Genomic DNA, 21,437 nt, shown 5'->3' with positions numbered 1-21,437 from the left:
CAGAACTGTAGGAGCCGGCTTGCTGGCGATGGTCGTTAACGATAACGCTTACTGACTGGTTCACCGCGGTGCACTGGAGTCCATCGCCAGCAAGCCGGCTCCTACAGGTTCTGTGTTTCCCGAGAGTCCGTGTCAGGAACTCCGTTTGCCAGTGTGAGGCGCTTGCCCACCCTGCCCTTGATGCCGCTGACCTGACCGGCCTGGGTGATCAATCCCGGAATCAGCGTGCCTACGGGCAGATTTTGCTTCAGGTCAAACCGGGCGCCGATTTCCTTGCGGCCCAACGCGGTCAACGTCAGCGCCCGGCTGTCCAGATCCTGCGTCACCCATTTGCGCTTGATCGCCGTTTGCAGCAACGCCGCGCCCAACGAACCACCCAGATGCGGTCGGCGCATGCTCCAGTCCAGGCACGGGCAGGCAAACCGTCGGCGCTGCGTGGTCAGGTCGTTGACTTCAATACCCAGCCCTTCGAACAACGCCTCGCCGCTGTCACTCAGCCGATAAGCCTGCTCATCGGTTTCCAGCAACCAGCCTTTTTCCAGCAGCCGGTCATGCAGCAACACCGCCAGCGTGCCGGCCATGTGGTCGTAGCACGTGCGGGCAAATTGCAGGCGGTCCGGAGTGCGAGGGTTGAAGGTCGGCGCGGTGTTCTGGCCGATCACCATCAACGCTTCCAGCGCCTGGGCCACGCGTTTGTCCGCGAGGCTGTAATAGCGATGACGCCCTTGAACATGCAGACGCAGCAGCGCCAGGTCCTTGAGTTTGGCCAGATGCGCGCTGGCAGTGGAAGCGCTGACTTCGGCAATCGCCGCCAACTCGGTGCTGGTGCGGGCGTGGCCATCCATCAAAGAACACAACATTTTGGTCCGGGCCGGTTCGGCAATGGCCGCCGCCACCTGTGAAACACCGAGGTCGTGTGGTTCTGCGTTCATATTTCGCTCCCGGACGAATCAAGCCCTTTTCGGACTGGAGATAGTAGCAACACTTTTCCCACCACGAACAAGGCTGCGACCCATGGACCCGATCATCGCTGCGACTCATGCCGATCCTTATCCTTATTACGCGCAACTGCGCGCTCAAGGCGGACTGGTTTTTCACCAGGGACTGAAACTGTGGGTGGCCAGTAGCGCCAAAGCCGTGGCGGCGGTGTTGGCGCATCCTGACTGTCACGTGCGGCCGACTCACGAACCAGTGCCCAAGGCCATTGCCAGTGGCATGGCGGGCAAGGTCTTCAGTCAGTTGATGCGGATGAACGAGGGCGAACGCCAGCGTTGCCCAAGATCGGCGATCCAGCCGGAGGTGGCGCTTATTGACGGGGAGGAAGTCAACGCGTTGGTCGGCGCGCGGCTGCTCAGCCCCGACGCCGAAGGGCTGCACAAGGCAATGTTTCTTGGCCCGGTGTGCGTAGTGGCGGCGTTGTTGGGGTTTTCGCCCGCACAGGCTCGGGTGATCAGCGAGCTGACCGGGGATTTCGTCGCGTGCCTGTCGCCCCTCAGCGCTCAGGCACACCTGGACGCTGCCCATGCGGCGGCGGAACAGTTGCGCGGTTATTTCATTGAGTTGCTGGACGACCCGGACAACCAAAGCGCCCTTCTTGCCGGTATCCGCCAGCGGTTTTCGGCAACCTCCGCCGACAGCGAAGCCCTGATTGCCAACCTCATCGGCCTGTTCTCCCAAACCTATGAAGCCACCGCGGGGCTGATCGGCAATGCGTTACTGGCGTTGATTCGACATCCGCAGTGGCTGAACGATTCGATCAACATTGACGACCTGCTGGCCGAAGTCCAGCGCTTCGATCCGCCGGTACAGAACACCCGTCGCTTCGTCGCCGCATCCTGTGAAATCGAGGGTATGAACTTCAATGCGGGCGATGTGATCCTGGTAATGCTGGCGTCGGCCAATCGCGATCCGCAGTTCAATGAGCAGCCTGATGCATTCATGCTTGAACGCCCGCAGCGACGCAGTTTCACCTTCGGTGCCGGTCGTCATCAATGCCCGGGGCAGGTGCTGGCCATGAGTATCGCCAGCGCCACGCTGGCGCAGATTCTGGCATTGAAACCCGCGCTGGAGCGATTGACCTGGCGCTACCGTCCTTCCCTGAATGGCCGAATCCCGCTGTTCTCGTGAAGAGCATACCGGCGTATTTGTTACATCAGGTTAAGGGTGTAATGACTGGCAATGCGTTTATCGCGAGTGACTTTCTCCCTAGAGTCACTCTGATAAACGTCAGCGAGGCGCCATCGATGCAAACCCAACTGGACAAAGCCCTGAGCGCATTTGCGCGAGCAGACCTTCTGCAAGGCCCCACGCCCATTCAACGAGCCGAACGCCTCGAACAGCTGTTGGGCCTGGGGGCGCGGGGAATTCGCCTGTTCCTCAAGCGCGACGATCACATGTGGCTGGGCGGTGGCGGCAACAAACTGCGCAAACTCGAATTCCATATCGGTGCGGCGCAGCAGGCCGGCATTGATACGGTCATTACTGTCGGCGGCGTGCAGTCCAACCATGCGCGCCTGACCGCCGCAGCCTGCGCACGCCTGGGCATCGCCTGCGAATTGATCCTGACGCGCTCGGTCCCCAAGACTGATGTGGATTACGAACTCAACGGCAATGTGCTGCTCGACCAATTGTTTGGCGCGCAACTGCAAGTGCTGGCGGGAGGCACCGACTCGCTCGCTCGGGCCGAGGCTCGCGCGGCGCAACTTCGGGACGCGGGACACAAGGTGCTGGTGATTCCCATGGGCGGCTCAACGCCCCTCGGCAGTCTCGGTTATGCACGTTGCGCCGCAGAAATCATGCAGCAGGAGACGGCACTCGGCCTGGTCTTCAATCAGGTCGTGGTGCCCAACGGCAGCGCCGGCACCCACGCCGGGCTCGCGGCAGGCTTCCAGTTGCTGGACCGAGGGGCCTCGATGGTCAAGTCTTACTCGGTGTTGTCAGATAGGGAATCGTCAGCCGCCAGAACCCTGAAATTGACCCAGGACACCCTGGCTTTACTGGGCAACACCGCCACCGTGCGGCCAGAAGAGGTTGTGATCGACGGCAGTCAGTTGGGCGAGGGATACGGCCTGCCGACGCCAGCCATGCAAGACGCCGTGCGGCTGATGGCTCGCGCCGAAGGCTTGTTGATCGACCCGGTGTACTCCGGCAAGGCGTTTGCCGGGTTGGTGGCGGATCTCAAGCAAGAACGTTTTCGCGCCGGGGACAACGTGTTGTTTGTGATGACGGGCGGGACACCGGGGTTGTATGCGTACCGGGAGACGTTTCAGGGTTAGCCCCAATTCGCCGAACGCCTGATCGACCGCGTTATCGTTCATCGCCAGCAAGCCGGCTCCTACAGGGATTGCGTACTTGCCGGCGATGGCGGCATGACAAACAACACACCTCCCCCTGACGCGCCAATCAATCATCCCGCGTCAAAACTTCCAGCAATTCAATCTCGAAAATCAGGTTCGAGTTCGGCGGGATCGCCCCCATCGTGCGCTCGCCATAGCCCAGATGCGCCGGCACCAGCAATTTGCGCTTGCCACCGACCTGCATCCCCATGATCCCCTGATCCCAGCCTTTGATCACACGTCCGGTGCCGATCACGCACTGGAAAGGTTTGCCCCGGCTGTAGGAAGAATCGAACTCGCTACCGTCTTCCAGCCAGCCACGATACTGGGTGGTGATCAGTGCACCTTTGACGGCAGCTTTGCCGTCGCCCGCTTCAAGATCGATTACCTGCAGTTCATCATTCATCATGTTCACTCTATTGTTCATTCGCCCAATTGGACGTAACGGCGCCGTTTTCCCAGAAACGTGCGCGATTGGCAACCCATACGGCCTGTTTCTGTCACTAGGCGTGAACTAAGATATGCAGCACCTACCCTAGGAATCAAAACGCCATGACGGCAACCTCTGCATGATTCATGTCTGGACCGGCGCAGCCATTTGCGCGTTGCTGCTTGCCCTGATTATCGCGCTGATCTGTCGCGAGCGTTCGCTGCGAAAGCAGCTCGACGAATATCGCGTGCTCATCACCCACCTGTCCGAACGACAAAACATCCATCAGGACAGCGACGCCGAACGCTTCAAACGCAGCCAGTATTTCGCCCGAATCGGCACCTGGGACTGGGATGTCGACACCGATCGGCTCTACTGGTCGGACGCGATTTACGGCATGTTCGGCTTCAAGATCGGCGAAGTGACGCCCTCCTACGCCTTGTTTTGCGCCTGCGTGCATCCCGACGACCGGGTCAGGGTCCGGGCCGGTGAGCTGCGATGCCTGGAAACCGGCGAGAACCATGACGAGGAATACCGGGTCATCTGGCCCGACGGCACCATCCGCTGGTTGCGCGAGACCGGCAACGTGGTGAAAAACAACCACGATGAAACGATCAAGATGATGGGCGTGGTCCGCGACATCACCGAGGAAAAAGCCTCCGCCAGTTACCTGCAGCACCTGGCCCATTTCGACCCGTTGACCGGCCTGCCCAACCGGCTGGTGCTTGAAGAGCGTTTGTCCGAGGCGCTGGAACAAGCCCGAATCACCGCCACCCGAGTAGCACTGGTGTTCGTCGACCTCAATGGTTTCAAGGCGATCAACGACCGTTACGGCCATGCCGCCGGCGACCGCGTACTCGTCACCACCGCCACGCGCCTGAAGCGAATCCTGCGCTCAACCGACACCGTCGCCCGCATCGGTGGCGACGAATTCGTGGTCATCCTCCAGGGCCTGCCGCAAGGCGGCAGTTTGCAAGACGAAGCCCGCAACATCTGCCAGAAAATCTTCGTCGAACTCTCTCCCCCCGTGACCATCGGCAATGACCAGCGCCACATCGGCACCAGCCTGGGCGTCGCGGTGTTCCCCGATCATGCGCCGAGCATGGACCGGTTGATTCATATTGCAGACTTGGCGATGTATGAAGCCAAGCGCAGCGGGAATAATCAGTATCGGTTGGGTGAGCAGGGGTTGAGCCACAGTCGTGTCGAATCAACCTGATCGGACTTCGAGTGCACTGAAACAGTCCCGATTGTTGCACTCGCGCCATTCATACAATCATTGCAGGCCTGGCTTGCGCCCGTCGTCTCAGCCTTTATCCTTGTACCCCCCGCCGTACCGAGTTCTGGAGTTTCCCCATGCCCCATGAAGGCAACCTGTTGCAAGCCGCTGTCGTGTTCCTGTTCGCGGCGGTGCTCACCGTTCCTTTAGCCAAGCGCCTGCAACTCGGGGCGGTGCTGGGTTATCTGTTTGCCGGGGTGATCATCGGGCCGTCGGTACTGGGGCTGATCGGCAACCCGCAAAGCGTCAGTCATATTTCCGAACTCGGCGTGGTGTTGCTGCTGTTTATCATCGGCCTGGAGCTGTCGCCGCGACGCTTGTGGGTGATGCGCAAATCGGTGTTTGGCGTCGGTCTGGCGCAGGTGCTGCTGACCGGATCGGTGATTGGCGTGGTGGCGCTGTTCGTGTTTGGCCAGCCGTTGAACAGCGCGATTGTGCTGGGGCTGGGCCTGGCACTGTCCTCCACGGCCTTCGGCCTGCAAAGCCTGGCCGAACGCAAGGAATTGACCAGCCCCCATGGGCGTCTGGCATTCGCGATTCTGCTGTTCCAGGACATCGCAGCGATCCCGCTGATCGCCATGGTGCCGTTGCTGGCGGGCGGTGATCACACCACCACCGCGACCGAGGATTTGAACCACGGCTTGCGCGTTTTGGGCAGCATCGCCGTGGTGGTGATCGGCGGACGGTATCTGCTGCGGCCGGTGTTCCGTGTGGTCGCCCGCACCGGTCTGCCGGAGGTTTCCACCGCCACCGCGTTGCTGGTGGTGATCGGCACGGCGTGGCTGATGGATCTGGTCGGCGTATCGATGGCACTGGGCGCGTTCCTCGCCGGTTTGCTGCTGGCGGATTCCGAATACCGCCACGAACTGGAAGCGCAGATCGAACCGTTCAAAGGCCTGCTGCTGGGGCTGTTTTTCATCAGCGTCGGCATGGGCGCGAATCTCAGCCTGCTGCTCAGCGCGCCGATCACGGTGCTGGGCCTGACCCTGCTGCTGATCGCCATCAAGCTGCCGCTGCTGTTTGTCGTGGGGCGGCTGGCTGGCGGTTTGGGCAAGGTCAGTGCGATTCGTCTCGGTATCGTACTGGCGGCGGGCGGTGAGTTTGCGTTTGTGGTGTTCAAGATCGGTCGCGACCAGGGTTTGTTCGAACCGCGCCTGTACGATCTGCTGGTGCTGACCATCACCCTGTCCATGGCGGTGACGCCGTTGTTGTTGCTGATCTGCGCGCGACTGGTCAGCCCCAAGGTACAGCCGGTGGTGGTGCCGGAGAAATTCCGCGAGATCGACACCGACGAGCCGCGTGTGGTGATTGCCGGCATGGGCCGGATGGGGCAGATCGTCGCCCGTATCCTGCGCGCGCAGAACATCAAGTTCGTCGCCCTCGACACCTCGGTGGAAACCATCGAACTGTCGCGCAGCTTTGGCGGCGTGCCGGTGTTCTACGGCGACCCGATGCGCCCGGAAATCCTCAGCGCGGCCAAGATCGAGCACGCGGAATATTTCATCATCGCCACCGATGACCCGGACACCAACATCAAGACCGCCGAGGTGGTGCACCGGCTGTACCCGCACATCAAGATCATCGCCCGCGCCCGTAACCGTCAGCATGTACACCGGTTGGTGGACCTGGGGGCCGAGGCGATTCGGGAAACCTATTATTCGAGCCTGGAAATGAGCCGGCGCACGCTGGTGGGATTGGGCCTGACCCAGGCGCAGGCCGATGCGCGGATCAAGCGTTTCCAGCATCACGACGAGCAAGTGCTGGAAGCGCAGCATGCGGTGTATGACGATGCGGCGAAGGTGTTGCAGACCGCGCAGGAGGCCAGGGCGGAACTGGCGAAGCTGTTTGAGTCGGATCAGCTGGAAGAGCAATCCGCGAAGGGTTGAGGTGAATGTGAGGGCCTCACCGCGATGAGGCCCTCAAACTCAACGAATAATCACCCGCCGATCCGCGTCAGAAACACCCGCGTCACCCGCCGCTCTTCAACCGCCATCACCGTCATGCGCCAGCCTTCCCACTCATGGCTGTCGCCAATCATCGGCAGTCGATCCAGCATGCTCATCACCAGCCCCGCCAAGGTCTGATAGTCCTCGGTCGGTTCTACGGCGAACCCGGTCCGCTGGCGAACCCGCATCAGGTTCAACGCACCATTGACCCTGAACCCGCCCGGCTCTTCCACCACGTCCGGCCCCTCGATTTCGCTGGCGTCGGGCAACTCACCGGCAATCGATTCAAGAATGTCGGTCATGGTCAGCACGCCAACGAAGTCACCGAACTCATTGACCACAAAGGCGATGTGCGTCGAGGCCTGGCGCATCTGTTCCAGGGCATTGAGGATCGAATAACTGTCCAGCAGGTTGATGGTCTTGCGCGCCAGATGTTCAAGGTCCGGCTCGTTGCCGGCCAGGTATTCCTTGAGCAATTCCTTCTTGTGCACGAAGCCCAGCGGCTCATCCACCGCACCGTCGCGTATCAACGGCAGGCGCGAGTAGGACGAATGCATCAGCCGTGTACGAATGGCTTCTGCGTCGTCGGACAGGTCGATGTGATCGACGTCGGCGCGGACCGTCATCAACGTGCGAATCGGGCGCTCGGCCAGTTGCAGCACGCCGCTGATCATCACCCGCTCGCGACGGTCGAACAGCTCTTCGCTCGGCGCCTCGCCGTTGTCGAGCATGTCGGCAATCTCTTCGCCGACCTCTTCCACCGCCAGTTTGCGACCACCCAGCAAACGCAAGACCGCGTGAGCCGTGCGCTCGCGCATCGGTCGCAGGCCCTGCATGGACTTTTTGCGGCGCGCCCGGGCGATCTGGTTGAACAGCTCGATCAGGATCGAGAAACCAATGGCCGCGTACAGGTAGCCCTTCGGAATATGGAAGCCCAGGCCTTCAGCGGTCAGCGCGAAGCCGATCATCATCAGGAAGCCCAGGCACAGCATGATCACCGTCGGGTGTGCGTTGACGAAACGGGTCAGCGGCTTGCTGGCGACAATCATCAGACCGATGGAGATGATCACCGCGATCATCATGACCGCCAGCTCATCGACCATGCCCACGGCGGTAATCACCGCGTCGAGGGAGAACACCGCGTCGAGCACCACGATCTGCGCGACGATCGGCCAGAACAGCGCGTAAGCCGTGTTGGACGAGCGCTGGCCGACATGGCCTTCAAGTCGCTCGTGCAATTCCATCGTCGCCTTGAACAACAGGAACACACCACCGAACAACATGATCAGGTCACGGCCGGAGAAACTGTGCTCGAACACCTCGAACAGCGGCTGGGTCAGGGTCACCAGCCAGGAAATACTCGCCAGCAGGCCCAGGCGCATCAGCAAGGCCAGGGACAAACCGATGATTCGCGCACGGTCACGCTGCTCGGGCGGCAGTTTGTCCGCCAGGATCGCGATAAACACTAGGTTGTCGATGCCGAGCACCAGCTCCAGCACGATCAACGTCAACAGGCCCAGCCACGCGGTGGGGTCAGCTATCCATTCCATAAAAACGTCTCGATCTCTTCAGTGAATTCAGAATGCCGGGCACGGCAAGGCGCGGCGCAGAGGCCGTGGAGCTGCAATGACAAGGGTGTTCGGAAGGCGAAAGACCGGGTGTTTCGCGTGTATCAGGCGCGCACGATGGCGCTGAAGGGAAGGATAACTGGGGGGCTCCGAGAGGGTGTTCATGCAAGTCCTGAAAGGAAAAAGGCCTTGGAGCGTACAGGTGAAAGCGACTTTTCCTACAGCCAGAAATCATTACAAAATCTGTAGAAGGCTGCGATCTTTTAACGGTTTTTCACCCGCTCGATATACCGCACCACCGCAGCTGACTTCTCAAACCGCCGATAAACCAACGACAACCACGAGCTCGCCTCACACCCTTTGATCGACCGGTAAACCACACCGGGCAACCCGACGTGCCCGACCACCGACTCCGGCACCACCGCCACGCCCTGCCCCAGCGACACCAGCGCCAGCACCGCCACCAGCCCGCCGGGTTGCGCCCCGAGTTTCGGCGCAAACCCGCCCTCGGCGGCGACTTGCAAGGTGCCGCTGATCTGCTCCGGCAGGATGAACGTCTCGCCCTGCAAATGCTCCGGGCCGATCTCGGTCAAACGGCACAGCCACGACTCGCTCGACAGCGCCAGCACAAAACCTTCCGCGTCGAGGCGAATGGCTTCCAGCCCCTCGGGCAACGTCATGGGTGAACGCACATAACCGATATCGAACCGGCCTTCGAGGACCATCGCCGGCAAGCTCGCCATCGGGCTTTCGCGCACGTTGAGGCTGACGTCCGGGCATTCGCGGCTGAACGCCTGCACCTGCTTTTGCAGCAGGCCCGAGTACACCGCAGAGGCCACGTAACCCAACTCGATATGACCGATATCCCCTCGCCCGGCGCGCTGGGCGTTGCGTTGGGCGTACTCGAATTGCCGCACCGTCGCCTCGGCTTCGATCAGCAGTGCGGCGCCGGCTTCGGTCAGGCTGACTTCACGGGTCTGGCGCACGAACAGTCGCGTGCCGAGTTCGTTTTCCATGTCCTGGATCTGTCGAGTCAGGGTCGGCGGTGCGATACCGAGTTGTTCGGCAGCACGCGTGAAGTTGCCTTGCCGGGCAACGGCCAGAAAGTAGCGGAAATGCCGTATGTCCATGGGCGCATTAGCTCAAAGGTAATGAAGTGCCGGTTTTCGGCTAACGAAGCCGGCAAGCGGTCGCGATAAGCTCATTCGGCAATCACAGTAGAGAGCCCACAGCATGTACGTCAAACCCCTTTTCGCCGTTACAGAAAGCAGCCTTGTGCAAAAGGCAATCCGCTCATGAGCCGCGTCAATCCGCGCCTCACATTGCTGACCGCCTCTGGCGTGTGTTCGTTGATCGTCCTCGATACCAACATCGTCGCCGTCACCCTGCCGACGATCGCCCGGGACCTGGGTGCCAATTTTGCCGACATCGAATGGGTGGTCAGCGCTTACATGCTCGCCTTCGCCGCCCTGTTGCTGCCGGCGGGCAGCATCGCCGACCGCTTCGGCCGGCAGAAAACCCTGCTCTGTGGCCTGGGCATTTTCATTCTGGCGTCCATCGGTTGCGGTGCTGCGCCCAACGCGTTGTTCCTCGACATCGCACGGGCGATCAAGGGGGTCGGCGCGGCGTTGCTGCTAACCTCGGCCCTGGCCTCTATCGGCCATACGTTTCACGATGAAGTGGAACGAGCCAAAGCCTGGGCGTTCTGGGGCGCGTGCATGGGCGTGGCGATGACCGCCGCGCCGACCGTCGGCGGTTTGATCACTGAGTTCATTGGCTGGCGCTGGATCTTCTACCTCAATTTACCGGTGGGCCTGTTCCTGATGGTCATGGTCTGGCGTGCGGTGCCGGAATCCCGCGACCCTCAATCCGCGCGCCTCGATCCGTGGGGCAGCCTGGCGTTCAGTGGCAGTTTGCTGTGCCTGATCTGGGGCCTGATCGAGGCCAACCGGATCGGCTGGAACAACCCGATCACTTACGCCCGACTGATCGGCGGTGCGCTGTTACTGGGTTTGTTCGTCGTGATCGAGCGGATGCAGCGGCGGCCGATGGTCGACCTGCAATTGTTCAAACATCCACGCTTCATCGGCGCGCTGCTGGGGATGTTTGCCTACGCCGGTTGCGCGCAGGTGATGATGACGTTGCTGCCGTTTTATCTGCAAAACGGCCTAGGTTTCTCGGCCATCGCCTCAGGGTTGGGCATGTTGCCGTTTGCCCTGACCATGTTGATTTGCCCGCGTATCGGCGTGCGTCTGGCCAGTCGGTTTGCCCCGGCCACGTTGATGGCGACCGGTTTGACCCTGGTCGGCAGCGGCAATCTGCTCAGTGCCTGGGCGGTCAGCAGCGGCGGTTACCTGCCTTTTGCCCTGGCGATTGCCGTCACCGGCGCGGGGGCCGGGCTGCTCAATGGCGACACGCAGAAAAACATCATGGCCTGCGTGCCCAGGGAACGCACCGGGATGGCCTCGGGCATGAGCACCACCATGCGTTTCAGTGCGATCGTGCTGGCCATCGGCGTGTACGGCGCGTTGCTGTCCAGCCATGCCGAACAGTTGTTGCGCGCAGACTTGTCGGCACAAGGCGCGCAATGGCTCGCCCAGACCCAAGGCATCGCGTCGCGGGTGGTGGCCGGTGACATGCCGGCAGCGCTGGACCTGTTGCCGGAAGCCGCGCGCGGCGTGGTCGAACCGTTGGCTCGACAGGCGTTCGTCGGCGGCTTCAGTCTCTTGTTGTTGGTCGCCGGATTACTCGCATTGCTGGGGGCGTTGGTGGTGGGCACGCTGATGCGCAATCCGATTCCCGCCCCATCGGCTGCCGCCATCAGCGCGAAGGCTTGAAGGGCGCCAGAGCCAATTCACCAATTTCCATCCCGGTCTCGTTTTCCTGCTTGACATTAAAGTGAGCTTTAAGCTTAGCCTCTGTTCTCCACTGATGAGGAGTCAAGCATGTCGCCCTTCCAAGCGTTGAATTTGCCCAACGGCCAGACAATCGGCAATCGCATTGCCAAAGCGGCGATGGAAGAGAACCTTGCCGACACCGGGCAGGCGCCGTCCGATGCACTGTTTCGCTTGTACCAGGCCTGGGCCGGGGGCGAAGCCGGGTTGTTGCTGACGGGCAATGTGATGATCGACCGCCGCGCCATGACCGGCCCCGGTGGCGTGGTGCTGGAAGATGAACGCGACATGGAACGCTTTCGCCAATGGGCAACGATTGGCCGCTCCGGTGGCGCGCAATTCTGGGTGCAGCTCAATCATCCGGGGCGCCAGACCATGGCCAACCTCGGCCAGCAAGCGTGGGCGCCCTCGGCGGTGGCACTGGATCTCGGTTCATTTTCCAAGATGTTTGCCGAACCCAAACCGATGTCCGAGGGCGATATCGCCGAGGTAATCACGCGCTTCGCCACCAGCGCTGCCCTCGCCGAAAAGGCCGGCTTCACCGGCGTGCAGATTCATGCGGCGCACGGCTACCTGATCAGCCAGTTCCTGTCGCCATTGACCAATCGCCGCACCGACCGTTGGGGCGGATCCCTGGAGAATCGCGCACGCTTGTTGCTCGACGTGATCAGCGCCGTTCGCCAGGCCGTATCACCGAAATTCTGCGTCTCGGTAAAACTCAACTCGGCCGACTTCCAGCGCGGTGGCTTCGACGCCGACGATGCCCGCCAAGTGATCCAGTGGCTCAACGATCAGCCGATCGATTTGCTTGAGTTGTCGGGCGGCAGCTACGAAGCACCGGCCATGCAGGGCGAGGCACGCGATGGCCGGACCCTGGCGCGGGAAGCGTACTTTTTGGAAATGGCCGGTGAATTGGCGAGCGTGGCGCGTATGCCGGTAATGGTGACCGGCGGGATTCGGCGTTTGGCGATCGTCGAACAAGTGCTCGACAGCGGCATCGCCATGGCCGGCATCGGCACCGCGTTGGCCCTCGAACCGCAGTTGGTCAAACACTGGCGCGAAGGCCGGAACAGCCATCCGCAACTGCCGCCGATCCACTGGAAACGCAAACCGTTGGCGGCATTGGCGAGCATGGCTGTGGTGAAATTCCAGCTCCAGCGCCTGAGCCGTGGCCGCAAGCCCCGGCCTGAGGTATCGGCAGTCTGGGCGCTGATCCTTGACCGTTTGTACATTGGCCGGCGTACGCGGCAGTACCGACAGGCGATGGGGAAGTAATCAGGGGGAAGTTCAAAGTTCCACTGACGCGGGGAGACCGTGTCGCCCCCATCGCCGGCAAGCCGGTCTCGCTCCCACATTTGGTCGGTGGCGTACACAAATCCCATGTGGGAGCGAGCCTGCTCGCGATGGGGCCATTGGATACACTGATTTACCGTCCGGAGAATCGCAATCTGGACAGCTGCCGCAAATCCCCCGCCAGGTAGTAATCATCAGTCCAGCTGTCATCCACCTTCAACGGCTGCACCTGTTTGAGCGCAAGCTTCTTCGCGAAGTAGCGAAAGCGGTAATGTTCGTAAAACCGCAGCAACTCCAAACCATAACGATCAGCCAGATCGGTATCGCCGCGCACGATCAGATAGTTCTCGTCGTTGCCGTTACTGGCCGCAGCGCTGAGGTTGTGGCTGCCGCTGATGATCGTCGGCGCGTCGCTGGTGAAGTCGGTGACCACGGCTTTGGTGTGCACCAGCAAATTGCCCTTCTGGCCCTTCATGTTCTCTCGAAGCCAGCCTTCCAGCCCGGTGTTGAGCAGCGCAGTCGCGGCAAATTCGGCGCTGCGATCAGCGTGAAAACCGGTGATGCGACTGGCGGTGTTTTGCAGGCCGTAACGCAAAATATCGTCGTGGGGCTGGCCGAGCAGCGCGTTGAGAATGTCGTCGGGCAAGGCGAACGCGGTGACAAACAGCACGTCCTTTTTCGCGGCGTTGATGATCTCGACAAACGCCCGCAAATCACCCTGCCCCGAACGCGGTGAGAACCCGGCGAACAGCGGTTGCTGCGGGTCTATCGGGTTGTGTTGCGTGATCCATTGCCGGGTGGCGCCGACGTCGTCCGGTGTCGCCCAGACTTGCTCGAAGGTCTGCAGATAGCTGGCGCTGATGCGCGCGTCGTCCAGCACATGCACCACGTTGGCCTGTCGATAAACGCCATTGGGCGTGAAGTTGGTGCTGCCGCACAGCACCGCTTCAGGCTGAAGCTGCCCGGCGGCATCAACCTGGCTCAGCACCATGAATTTGTTGTGGAAGATATTGTGAGTGACACGCCCGCGCTTGTTCGCCGCCGGGATTTTTTCCAGGCTGGCCTGGTTGATGACGGTGTCGTCATCGTCGGGTTGTGCGTGATACAGCACGCGAACCTTCACACCCCGTTCGAACGCCGCGTTGACGGCATCGACTATCACCTGCAACTCGTACTCGTAAATGGCAATGTCCAGCGCCCACTGACCATCCAGCGCCCGTTCGATAAACCCCAGCAAGCGCCCGAGCAAACCGTTTTCCAGCCACTGGCGCGGCGCATCGGGCCAGGCCTCGATGGGCAGGTTCTTGTTGGCGCTGATCAACGCGTCGAGGTCGGGAAACTTGCGCTGGAATGCCTGACTGGCGGCCACCGCGCGGTTGAAAATCACACTCTGATTGTGCGGCAGGCCGTTGTCGGACGTGACGGTTACCTCCAGAAATTCGCCCAGCTGCGGTGCATCGGCGCTGCCATAGGCGAGGTGGATTCGGTAATGGATCGTCATCCCCGGATTGACCGCGTAATCGGCCCAGCGAAATTTCTGCAACGGCGCGAGGTCGCTTGGGGTGGCGTGAAACTGCGGGAACGTATGAGCCTTGCCGGGGAACGTCAGGCTATTGAACAGGAACAACCAGGGTTTGCTGCCTTGCTGTTTTTCGATGGCGAAACCCAGCAGGCCCTTGCGGCGGGATTCGGCCAGGTCCATGGCCAGCAGCACGCCGTTGGTGCCGGCGTAGGCTTTGACGCGGAAATCGTCCTGACTGTTTGTGGCTAGAACACGCATGCTTCACTCCTGTGAATGGCTGCTTTCAGAGCATAGGGCAGCGCTGCAGATTGGTCGTGAGTATTCGTTACCGAGGTGATGCCTTCGCGGGCAAGCCTCGCTCCTACAGGTTACGCATTGTCCCTGTAGGAGCGAGGCTTGTCCGCGAAGAGGCCAGCACAGACACTGCAAACTCAGCCTGAAACCAGCTCATCAATATGCCGATAATCCGTTTGCAGCTCCGCTGCCAACTGCCGCGCCCGCCCCAGCCGGATCGGTCCACGCTCGATGTCGATCAGCAGCCCCGGACACGCCAGCGCCGGCAACCCCGACCACTCCTTCAACCGGCCATCGGTCACCAGCAACAACCGTTGCTGCTCCGCCGGAAAGCGTTTTTGCCGGACCGCGAGCCATCGCCCCGCTTCGCCCAGTGCCGCCAGCAACGGCGTACCGCCGCCCGCGCCAAGGCCATCGAGCCAGTGGCGCAACCCGCTGGAAGCTTTCAATCCTTGCACTTGCCACTTCGGCGCATGGCCGCTGGCCGTCAGCAGCGCCAGGTGCGCACGTTGGCGGTAAGCGTCGTCGAACAACTGCGCCAATAGCCCCTTGGCGTCGCTCAAGGCCTGGTGTCGGCGCGTCGAGGCCGAGGCGTCGACGATCACCAGCCACAGTTCATGGGGCGAACGGGTGCGCAATTGAAACAGCACATCCTGGCGTTGGCGCGGGCGGCCGTTGAGCAAGGTGCCGGGCCAATTGATCGAGCCGCTGCGGGCGGCATGACGCTTACCCTGCTTGCCGTGGTCCAGCCGTCCGGCGCGGGGCCTGGCATTCGCCCCCGCGTCAGATCGAGGGCGAATGCCTAGGGCTTTTTTGGCCAGCTCGGCACTTCACGTCGAGCACCGACCGGCAGCGCCTGCGCCGGCATTTCGCCCCATTGGCCCTGACCTTCGCTCGGGCTGGATGGTTGCGGCGCGGATTGCCGGGCCTGTTGCGGCGCCGATGGCGACTGTTCGCGACGACGATGGCGCAAGGCGAACTCGGCAACGGCATCGATATCTTCCTCGGCAATGGCGCTCGCCCCCCGCCACGCCGCATGGGCACGGGCGGCACGCAGCCAGACCAGGTCAGCGCGCAGCCCATCGACACCGGCGGCGAAACAGCGCTCGGTAATCTGTGCCAGCGCCTCATCGTCCAGGGGGATGCTCGCCAGTGTGCTGCGCGCTGTCTGGCAACGCTCACGCAAAGACTGCTGCTGGCTTTCCCACTCGGCGCAGAAGCGTTGCGGATCGCTGTCGAAATCCAGCCGCCGACGGATGATCTGCCCACGCTGGGCGGGTGCGGTATGACCGCTGAGGGCGACGTTCAGGCCAAAGCGGTCGAGCAGTTGCGGACGCAACTCGCCCTCTTCCGGATTCATGGTGCCGATCAACACGAACTTTGCCGAATGCCGATGGGAAATGCCGTCACGCTCGATCAGGTTGGTGCCGCTGGCGGCGACGTCGAGCAGCAAGTCCACCAGGTGATCGGGCAGCAGATTGACTTCATCGACGTAGAGCACGCCGCCGTCAGCCTTGGCCAGTACGCCGGGCGAAAACTGCGCACGACCTTCGCTCAGGGCGGCGTCAAGGTCGAGGGTGCCGACCAGGCGTTCTTCAGTGGCACCCAGCGGCAAGGTGACGAACTGACCGCTGGCGAGCAGGTCCGCGAGGCCTCGGGCCAGGGTGGATTTGGCCATGCCGCGTGGACCTTCGATCAGCACGCCGCCGATTTTCGGGTCGATGGCGGTGAGGTACAAAGCGAGTTTGAGATCGTCGGCGCCGACCACGGCGGATAAGGGGAAATGCGGGGTGTCGGTCATTATCAAATCTCGGTCATGGTCGGTGAAATGCTTCTAACTGTGGGAGCGAGACCGGCTTGCCGGCGATAGCGGTGTGTCAGGCAAATCAACATTGACTGACCCAACGCTATCGCGAGCAGGCTCACTCCTACAGGGGATCTACGGTGTGTCAGGTGTCTTCTTCTATGTCCAGCAGCAGGTTTTCCAGTGCTTCTTTATAGGCGCCCGGCTCTTGCCACATCCCGCGCTGCTGCGCTTCCAGCATCCGCTCCGTCATGTCGCGCAACGCATGGGGATTGTGCTCGCGGACAAAATCCCGGGTCGCCGGGTCCAGCAAATACGCATCGGCCAGCAACGCGTATTGGTGATCGTCGATCAACTGCGTCGTCGCGTCGAACGCGAACAGGTTATCGACCGTCGCCGCCAGTTCAAACGCACCTTTGTAGCCGTGGCGCTTCACGCCGTCGATCCACTTCGGATTCGCCGCCCGCGAGCGGATGACCCGGTTCAGTTCTTCCTTCAGCGTACGGATTTTCGGCAAGTCCGGTTGGCTGTGGTCGCCATGGTAACTGGCAGCCGCTGCACCGCTGAGGCTTTCCACGGCCGCGAGCATACCGCCCTGGAACTGGTAATAGTCATTGGAGTCGAGCAAATCATGCTCGCGGTTGTCCTGATTCTGCAGCACGGCCTGAACCTGGCTCAGGCGCTGGGCGAACTGCTCGCGGGCCGCCGTGCCTTCGTCGGCACCGCCGTAAGCGTAGCCGCCCCAGTTGAGGTAAACCTCGGTCAGGTCCTCGCGGCTCTGCCACAAACGACCATCGATTGCCCCTTGCACGCCAGCACCGTAAGCACCGGGTTTGGCGCCGAAGATGCGCCAACCGGCCTGCCGTTTGGCCGCTTCTTCATCAAGGCCCGATTGCAGCAGCGCCTCGCGTTCGGCGCGGACCTTGGCCGCCAATGGATTGAGATCGTCCGGTTCATCCAGCGCAGCGACTGCCTGCACCGCCGCATCGAACAGGCGGATCAGATTGGCAAAGGCATCACGGAAGAACCCGGACACGCGCAAGGTCACGTCCACGCGTGGGCGGTCGAGCAGGCTCAGCGGCAGAATTTCGAAGTCATCGACCCGCTGACTGCCCGTCGCCCAGACCGGGCGCACGCCCATCAGCGCCATGGCTTGCGCGATGTCGTCGCCGCCGGTGCGCATGGTCGCGGTGCCCCAGACCGACAGGCCGAGCTGACGCAGGTGATCGCCGTGGTCCTGCAAGTGCCGCTCGAGAATCAGGTTCTGCCGATTGAAAACCGATGCGCCATGCGGTGGTGGTCGGCAGGTTGCGCACGTCCACCGAATAGAAATTGCGTCCGGTCGGCAGCACGTCCAGCCGCCCGCGACTCGGCGCGCCGCTGGGGCCGGCGGGGACGAAACGACCGCTGAGGGCGTCGAGCAAGCCGCGCATTTCCGCCGGACCGCAGGCGTCGAGCCTTGGCGCAACGACTTCGCGCAGGTTGTCGAGGATGGCGCTCACATCAGACCACCCCGACCCCTGTGGGAGCGAGCCTGCTCGCGATGGTGTGTCAGTCGACACCAATGTGGCTGACACTCCATCGCGAGCAGGCTCGCTCCCACAGGTATCGAGAACTTGCGAGATCAGTTGAGCGGCGAACAGTTCGAGGCGTTCGCGGGTATCGCCGGCAGTTCGCCAGGCTTCGTCGCTGACAGATTGCAGTTCAATCGGTCGCGGCCCAACCCAAGGCTCAGCCAACGCGCAATCCAGCGGATCAAAGCCCAAACCAAACGCCTTGGCCAACGCCCGCAGCAAACTCGACTGCGCGCCACGGCCATCGCCCCGTGGAATCCTCAACAAAGCCAACAACGTGTCGATGCGCAGACGCCCGGTCGGCGATTCACCAAAGATGTGCAGCCCATCGCGGATCTGCGACTCCTTCAGATCGCACAAATACGTGTCCAGGCGCGGTAACCAGATCGCTGCATCGGCGTCGCTGTCGAGCTTCTCGTCCAGTTGCAGCTCACGGTCGATGTGCGTGTCGCGCACCAATTGCAGAATGTCGCGCTGCAATTCACGGGCGCGGCGCGGGTCAAGCAATTGCGCTTCGTAATACTCGTCGGCGAGCAGTTCGAGGTTGCGCAGCGGGCCGTAGGTTTCGGCGCGGGTCAGCGGTGGCATCAGGTGATCGATGATCACCGCTTGCGTGCGGCGCTTGGCCTGGGCGCCCTCGCCCGGATCGTTGACGATGAACGGATAGATGTTCGGCAGCGGTCCGAGCAATGCGTCCGGCCAGCAATGCTCGGACAGTCCGACACCTTTGCCCGGCAGCCATTCGAGGTTGCCGTGCTTGCCGACGTGGATCAGGCCGTGGGCGCCGTAGGTGTTGCGCAACCAGAAATAGAACGCCAGATAACCGTGGGGCGGTACCAGGTCCGGGTCGTGATAGACCGCGCTCGGGTCCACCTGATAACCGCGCGCCGGTTGAATGCCGACGAAGGTCAGGCCGAAACGCAGGCCGGCGATCATCATTCGCCCGTCACGGAACATCGGATCGTTTTGCGCGGTGCCCCAACGTTCCAGCACTGCCTGGCGATTAGCCTCGGGCAAGGCGTTGAACATCAGGTTGTAATCATCCAGCGCGAGGCTTTGCTGGCACGGGCGCTGGTCGAGGGTGTCGAGGTCATTGCTGACGCCGCCGAGCAATTGCTGGATCAGTTCGGTGCCGCTGCCCGGCAGTTCGGCCGGCAGCGGGTAACCTTCTTGATGCAGCGCACGCAGAATATTCAGTGCAGCAGCCGGTGTGTCGAGGCCCACACCGTTGCCGATGCGCCCGTCGCGGGTCGGGTAGTTGGCGAGGATCAGGGCGATGCGTTTTTCGCTGTTCGGTACCCGCGCCAGATCGATCCAGCGCCGCGCCAGTTCGGCGACAAAATCCATGCGTTCCGGTTGTGGTCGATAGCACACCACGTCGGACTGACTGCGTTCGCTGCGCCACGCCAGGTCCTTGAAGCTGATCGGGCGACTGATGATCCGCCCGTCCAGCTCCGGCAACGCGATGTGCATCGCCAGATCCCGCGGGCCGAGGCCTTGCTCGCTGGCACGCCAACCGGGTTCGTTGTCCTGGGCGCAGATGGCCTGGATCACCGGGATATTGCGTCGAAACGGTCGCAAGTGCGGCGCTTCGGGGCTGGATTGGGCGAAACCGGTGGTGTTGAGGATCACCGAGGCTTCGACGTCATCCAGCCAGTCCTCGACCACCGAGAGGCAGCCGGGCTCTTTGAGACTGGCCACGGCAATCGGCAAGGGATTCAACCCCGCCGCTTGCAAACGCTGGCAGAAAACATCAATGAACGCGGTGTTCGCCGCCTGCAAATGCGAGCGGTAAAACAGCACCGCCGCCACCGGTTGACCGGCCTGCCAGTCGGCTTGCCAATCCTGCAGTGCAGCGGGACTTTTTTGTGGATGGTAAATCGCTGTGCGTGGCAGGGTTTGCGGTTCGGCCCACTTGTAGTCGCGCTCCAGCCAGCGATTGGCCAGGCAGCGAAACAGATCGAGCGCGTTGGCCATGCCGCCCTGACGCAAGTAATGCCAAAGCCGGTCGCGGTCTTCGGCAACCACCGTGCTCAGGTCGCTGAGTTCCGGGTCCGGGCGATCATCGCCGGGCACCAGAATCAGTTGCACGCCGCGCTGTGAGAGCTCGACCAACCGCTCGACGCCGTAACGCCAATACGCAATGCCGCCGTGCAGCGAGATCAGAATCACCTTGGCGTGGCGCAGCACTTCGTCGACATACAAATCGACCGAGGCGTGGTTCTGCACCTGCATCGGGTTGGCCAGACGCACGCTCGGGTAATCGTCCGGCAACTGTTGCGCGGCTTCGGCGAGCAGCGCGAGGCTGGAATCGCCGCTGCACAGGATCACCAGCTCGGCAGGGGTTTGTCCAAGGTCGGCAATGTTGTCATCCGAGACGAAACCGCCGGGCTGGGTCCTGAGCAGGTGCATGGGTTAAACGCTGAGCGCGGCGCGCAATTGCGCTTCGAGTTGCGCGGCGTCGAGCGCCTGGCCGATCAGCACCAGACGCGTGGTGCGCGCTTCGTCGGCGCCCCACTGACGGTCGAAATGCTTGTCGAAACGCGTGCCCACGCCCTGGATCAACAGACGCATCGGCTTGTTCGGGATCGCCGCGAAACCCTTGACCCGCAGGATGCCGTGCTTGACCACCAATTGCGTCAGCGCGTCCATCAACAGGCTTTCGTCGGCTTGTGGCAGTTCGATGGAAATGGAGTCGAACGCGTCGTGATCGTGGTCGTCATGGTCATCGCCGTCGTGGTGATGATCGTGGTGGCTATGACGGCTGTCGATGTGTTCTTCGGAGCCGGCGCCGAGACCGATCAGCACGTCCAGTGGCAGGCGACCGCTGCTGGCTTCGATGACTTTGACGGCGGGCGGCAGTTCTTCGGCGACTTCCAGGCGTACGCGGGCCAGGTCTTCGGCGCTGATCAGGTCGGCCTTGTTGAGAATCACCAGGTCGGCGCTGGCCAGTTGGTCGGCGAACAGCTCGTGCAGCGGCGATTCGTGGTCCAGGTTCGGGTCGAGTTTGCGCTGGGCATCCACTTGGTCCGGGAACGCGGCGAACGTGCCGGCCGCCACGGCCGGGCTGTCGACCACGGTGATCACCGCGTCAACGGTGCAGGCGCTGCGGATTTCCGGCCACTGGAAGGCCTGGACCAAAGGTTTTGGCAGGGCCAGGCCCGACGTTTCGATCAGAATGTGATCGAGGTCGCCGCGACGGGCCACCAGTTCACGCATCACCGGGAAAAATTCTTCCTGGACGGTGCAGCACAGGCAGCCGTTGGCCAGTTCGTAGACGCGGCCGTTGGCTTCTTCTTCGGTGCAACCGATGGAGCACTGCTTGAGGATTTCGCCGTCGATGCCCAGCTCGCCGAACTCGTTGACGATCACCGCGATGCGGCGGCCCTGCGCGTTATCGAGCATGTGCCGCAGCAAGGTGGTTTTGCCCGAGCCGAGGAAGCCGGTAACGATGGTGACGGGGAGTTTGGCCAGTGTTTTCATCGGATGCCCTTTGGC

General features: G+C 62.1%; 14 protein-coding genes and 1 pseudogene. 6 read left to right on the top strand and 9 right to left on the bottom strand.

From position 1 onward, the window contains the following. Window positions 1-101 precede the first annotated feature (101 nt). Window positions 102-932 (bottom strand): ArsR/SmtB family transcription factor, encoded by an 831-nt coding sequence (locus K5R88_RS03975; protein WP_226299240.1) that lies wholly within the window; start codon window positions 930-932, stop codon window positions 102-104. An 82-nt stretch (window positions 933-1,014) separates the two neighbouring features. Between K5R88_RS03975 and K5R88_RS03970 the strand changes: the two genes are divergently transcribed. Together K5R88_RS03970 and K5R88_RS03965 are read left to right on the top strand one after the other, a co-directional pair. Continuing rightward, on the top strand, window positions 1,015-2,127 hold the full coding sequence (locus K5R88_RS03970; protein WP_226299239.1) for a cytochrome P450: 1,113 nt from the start codon (window positions 1,015-1,017) through the stop codon (window positions 2,125-2,127). A 116-nt stretch (window positions 2,128-2,243) separates the two neighbouring features. Then, window positions 2,244-3,275 (top strand): D-cysteine desulfhydrase family protein, encoded by a 1,032-nt coding sequence (locus K5R88_RS03965; RefSeq protein WP_226299238.1) that lies wholly within the window; start codon window positions 2,244-2,246, stop codon window positions 3,273-3,275. Window positions 3,276-3,402: 127 nt separating this feature from the next. Here K5R88_RS03965 and K5R88_RS03960 read toward each other — a convergent pair whose 3' ends face one another. Next, window positions 3,403-3,741 (bottom strand): FKBP-type peptidyl-prolyl cis-trans isomerase, encoded by a 339-nt coding sequence (locus K5R88_RS03960; protein ID WP_032832522.1) that lies wholly within the window; start codon window positions 3,739-3,741, stop codon window positions 3,403-3,405. Window positions 3,742-3,904: 163 nt separating this feature from the next. On the opposite strand from K5R88_RS03960, the gene K5R88_RS03955 reads away from it, so the two are divergent. After that, on the top strand, window positions 3,905-4,984 hold the full coding sequence (locus K5R88_RS03955) for a sensor domain-containing diguanylate cyclase (RefSeq protein WP_223450494.1): 1,080 nt from the start codon (window positions 3,905-3,907) through the stop codon (window positions 4,982-4,984). A 137-nt stretch (window positions 4,985-5,121) separates the two neighbouring features. Then, window positions 5,122-6,930, top strand: coding sequence for a monovalent cation:proton antiporter-2 (CPA2) family protein (locus tag K5R88_RS03950; RefSeq protein WP_223450492.1), 1,809 nt, complete (start codon window positions 5,122-5,124; stop codon window positions 6,928-6,930). A 50-nt stretch (window positions 6,931-6,980) separates the two neighbouring features. Here K5R88_RS03950 and K5R88_RS03945 read toward each other — a convergent pair whose 3' ends face one another. After that, window positions 6,981-8,540: a TerC family protein gene (locus K5R88_RS03945; protein WP_223415963.1), complete on the bottom strand. Its 1,560-nt coding sequence runs from the start codon at window positions 8,538-8,540 to the stop codon at window positions 6,981-6,983. Between the two features lie 281 nt (window positions 8,541-8,821). Beyond that, entirely contained in the window at window positions 8,822-9,688 is an 867-nt protein-coding gene (locus K5R88_RS03940) for a LysR family transcriptional regulator (protein ID WP_008040050.1), read from the bottom strand. 165 nt (window positions 9,689-9,853) lie between these two features. Here K5R88_RS03940 and K5R88_RS03935 point away from each other — a divergent pair, with 165 nt between their 5' ends. Together K5R88_RS03935 and K5R88_RS03930 are read left to right on the top strand one after the other, a co-directional pair. After that, the gene (locus K5R88_RS03935) at window positions 9,854-11,395 is read left to right on the top strand and encodes an MFS transporter (protein WP_226299237.1); all 1,542 of its coding nucleotides are present in this window, start codon (window positions 9,854-9,856) and stop codon (window positions 11,393-11,395) included. A gap of 108 nt (window positions 11,396-11,503) precedes the next feature. Next, the gene (locus tag K5R88_RS03930; protein ID WP_226299236.1) at window positions 11,504-12,727 is read left to right on the top strand and encodes an NADH:flavin oxidoreductase/NADH oxidase family protein; all 1,224 of its coding nucleotides are present in this window, start codon (window positions 11,504-11,506) and stop codon (window positions 12,725-12,727) included. A 151-nt stretch (window positions 12,728-12,878) separates the two neighbouring features. On the opposite strand, the gene K5R88_RS03925 is transcribed toward K5R88_RS03930, so the two are convergent. The 5 genes and pseudogenes from K5R88_RS03925 to cobW form a co-directional block, all read right to left on the bottom strand. Next, the gene (locus tag K5R88_RS03925) at window positions 12,879-14,525 is read right to left on the bottom strand and encodes a phospholipase D-like domain-containing protein (protein ID WP_226299235.1); all 1,647 of its coding nucleotides are present in this window, start codon (window positions 14,523-14,525) and stop codon (window positions 12,879-12,881) included. 173 nt (window positions 14,526-14,698) lie between these two features. Beyond that, window positions 14,699-15,310 (bottom strand): vWA domain-containing protein, encoded by a 612-nt coding sequence (locus K5R88_RS03920; RefSeq protein ID WP_081501807.1) that lies wholly within the window; start codon window positions 15,308-15,310, stop codon window positions 14,699-14,701. Window positions 15,311-15,363: 53 nt separating this feature from the next. Next, window positions 15,364-16,362, bottom strand: coding sequence for an ATP-binding protein (locus K5R88_RS03915; protein WP_223450484.1), 999 nt, complete (start codon window positions 16,360-16,362; stop codon window positions 15,364-15,366). Window positions 16,363-16,510: 148 nt separating this feature from the next. Beyond that, window positions 16,511-20,351, bottom strand: a pseudogene (gene cobN, locus K5R88_RS03910) (cobaltochelatase subunit CobN). Window positions 20,352-20,354: 3 nt separating this feature from the next. After that, entirely contained in the window at window positions 20,355-21,422 is a 1,068-nt protein-coding gene (gene cobW, locus K5R88_RS03905) for a cobalamin biosynthesis protein CobW (RefSeq protein WP_008035722.1), read from the bottom strand. Between the last annotated feature and the right edge of the window lie 15 nt (window positions 21,423-21,437).

Source organism: Pseudomonas sp. MM213 (assembly GCF_020423045.1).
Classification (GTDB): Bacteria; Pseudomonadota; Gammaproteobacteria; order Pseudomonadales; family Pseudomonadaceae; genus Aquipseudomonas; species Aquipseudomonas migulae.
The sequence above is the reverse complement of the archived record's forward strand: the minus strand, read 5'-3'. Positions and strand labels throughout refer to the sequence as shown.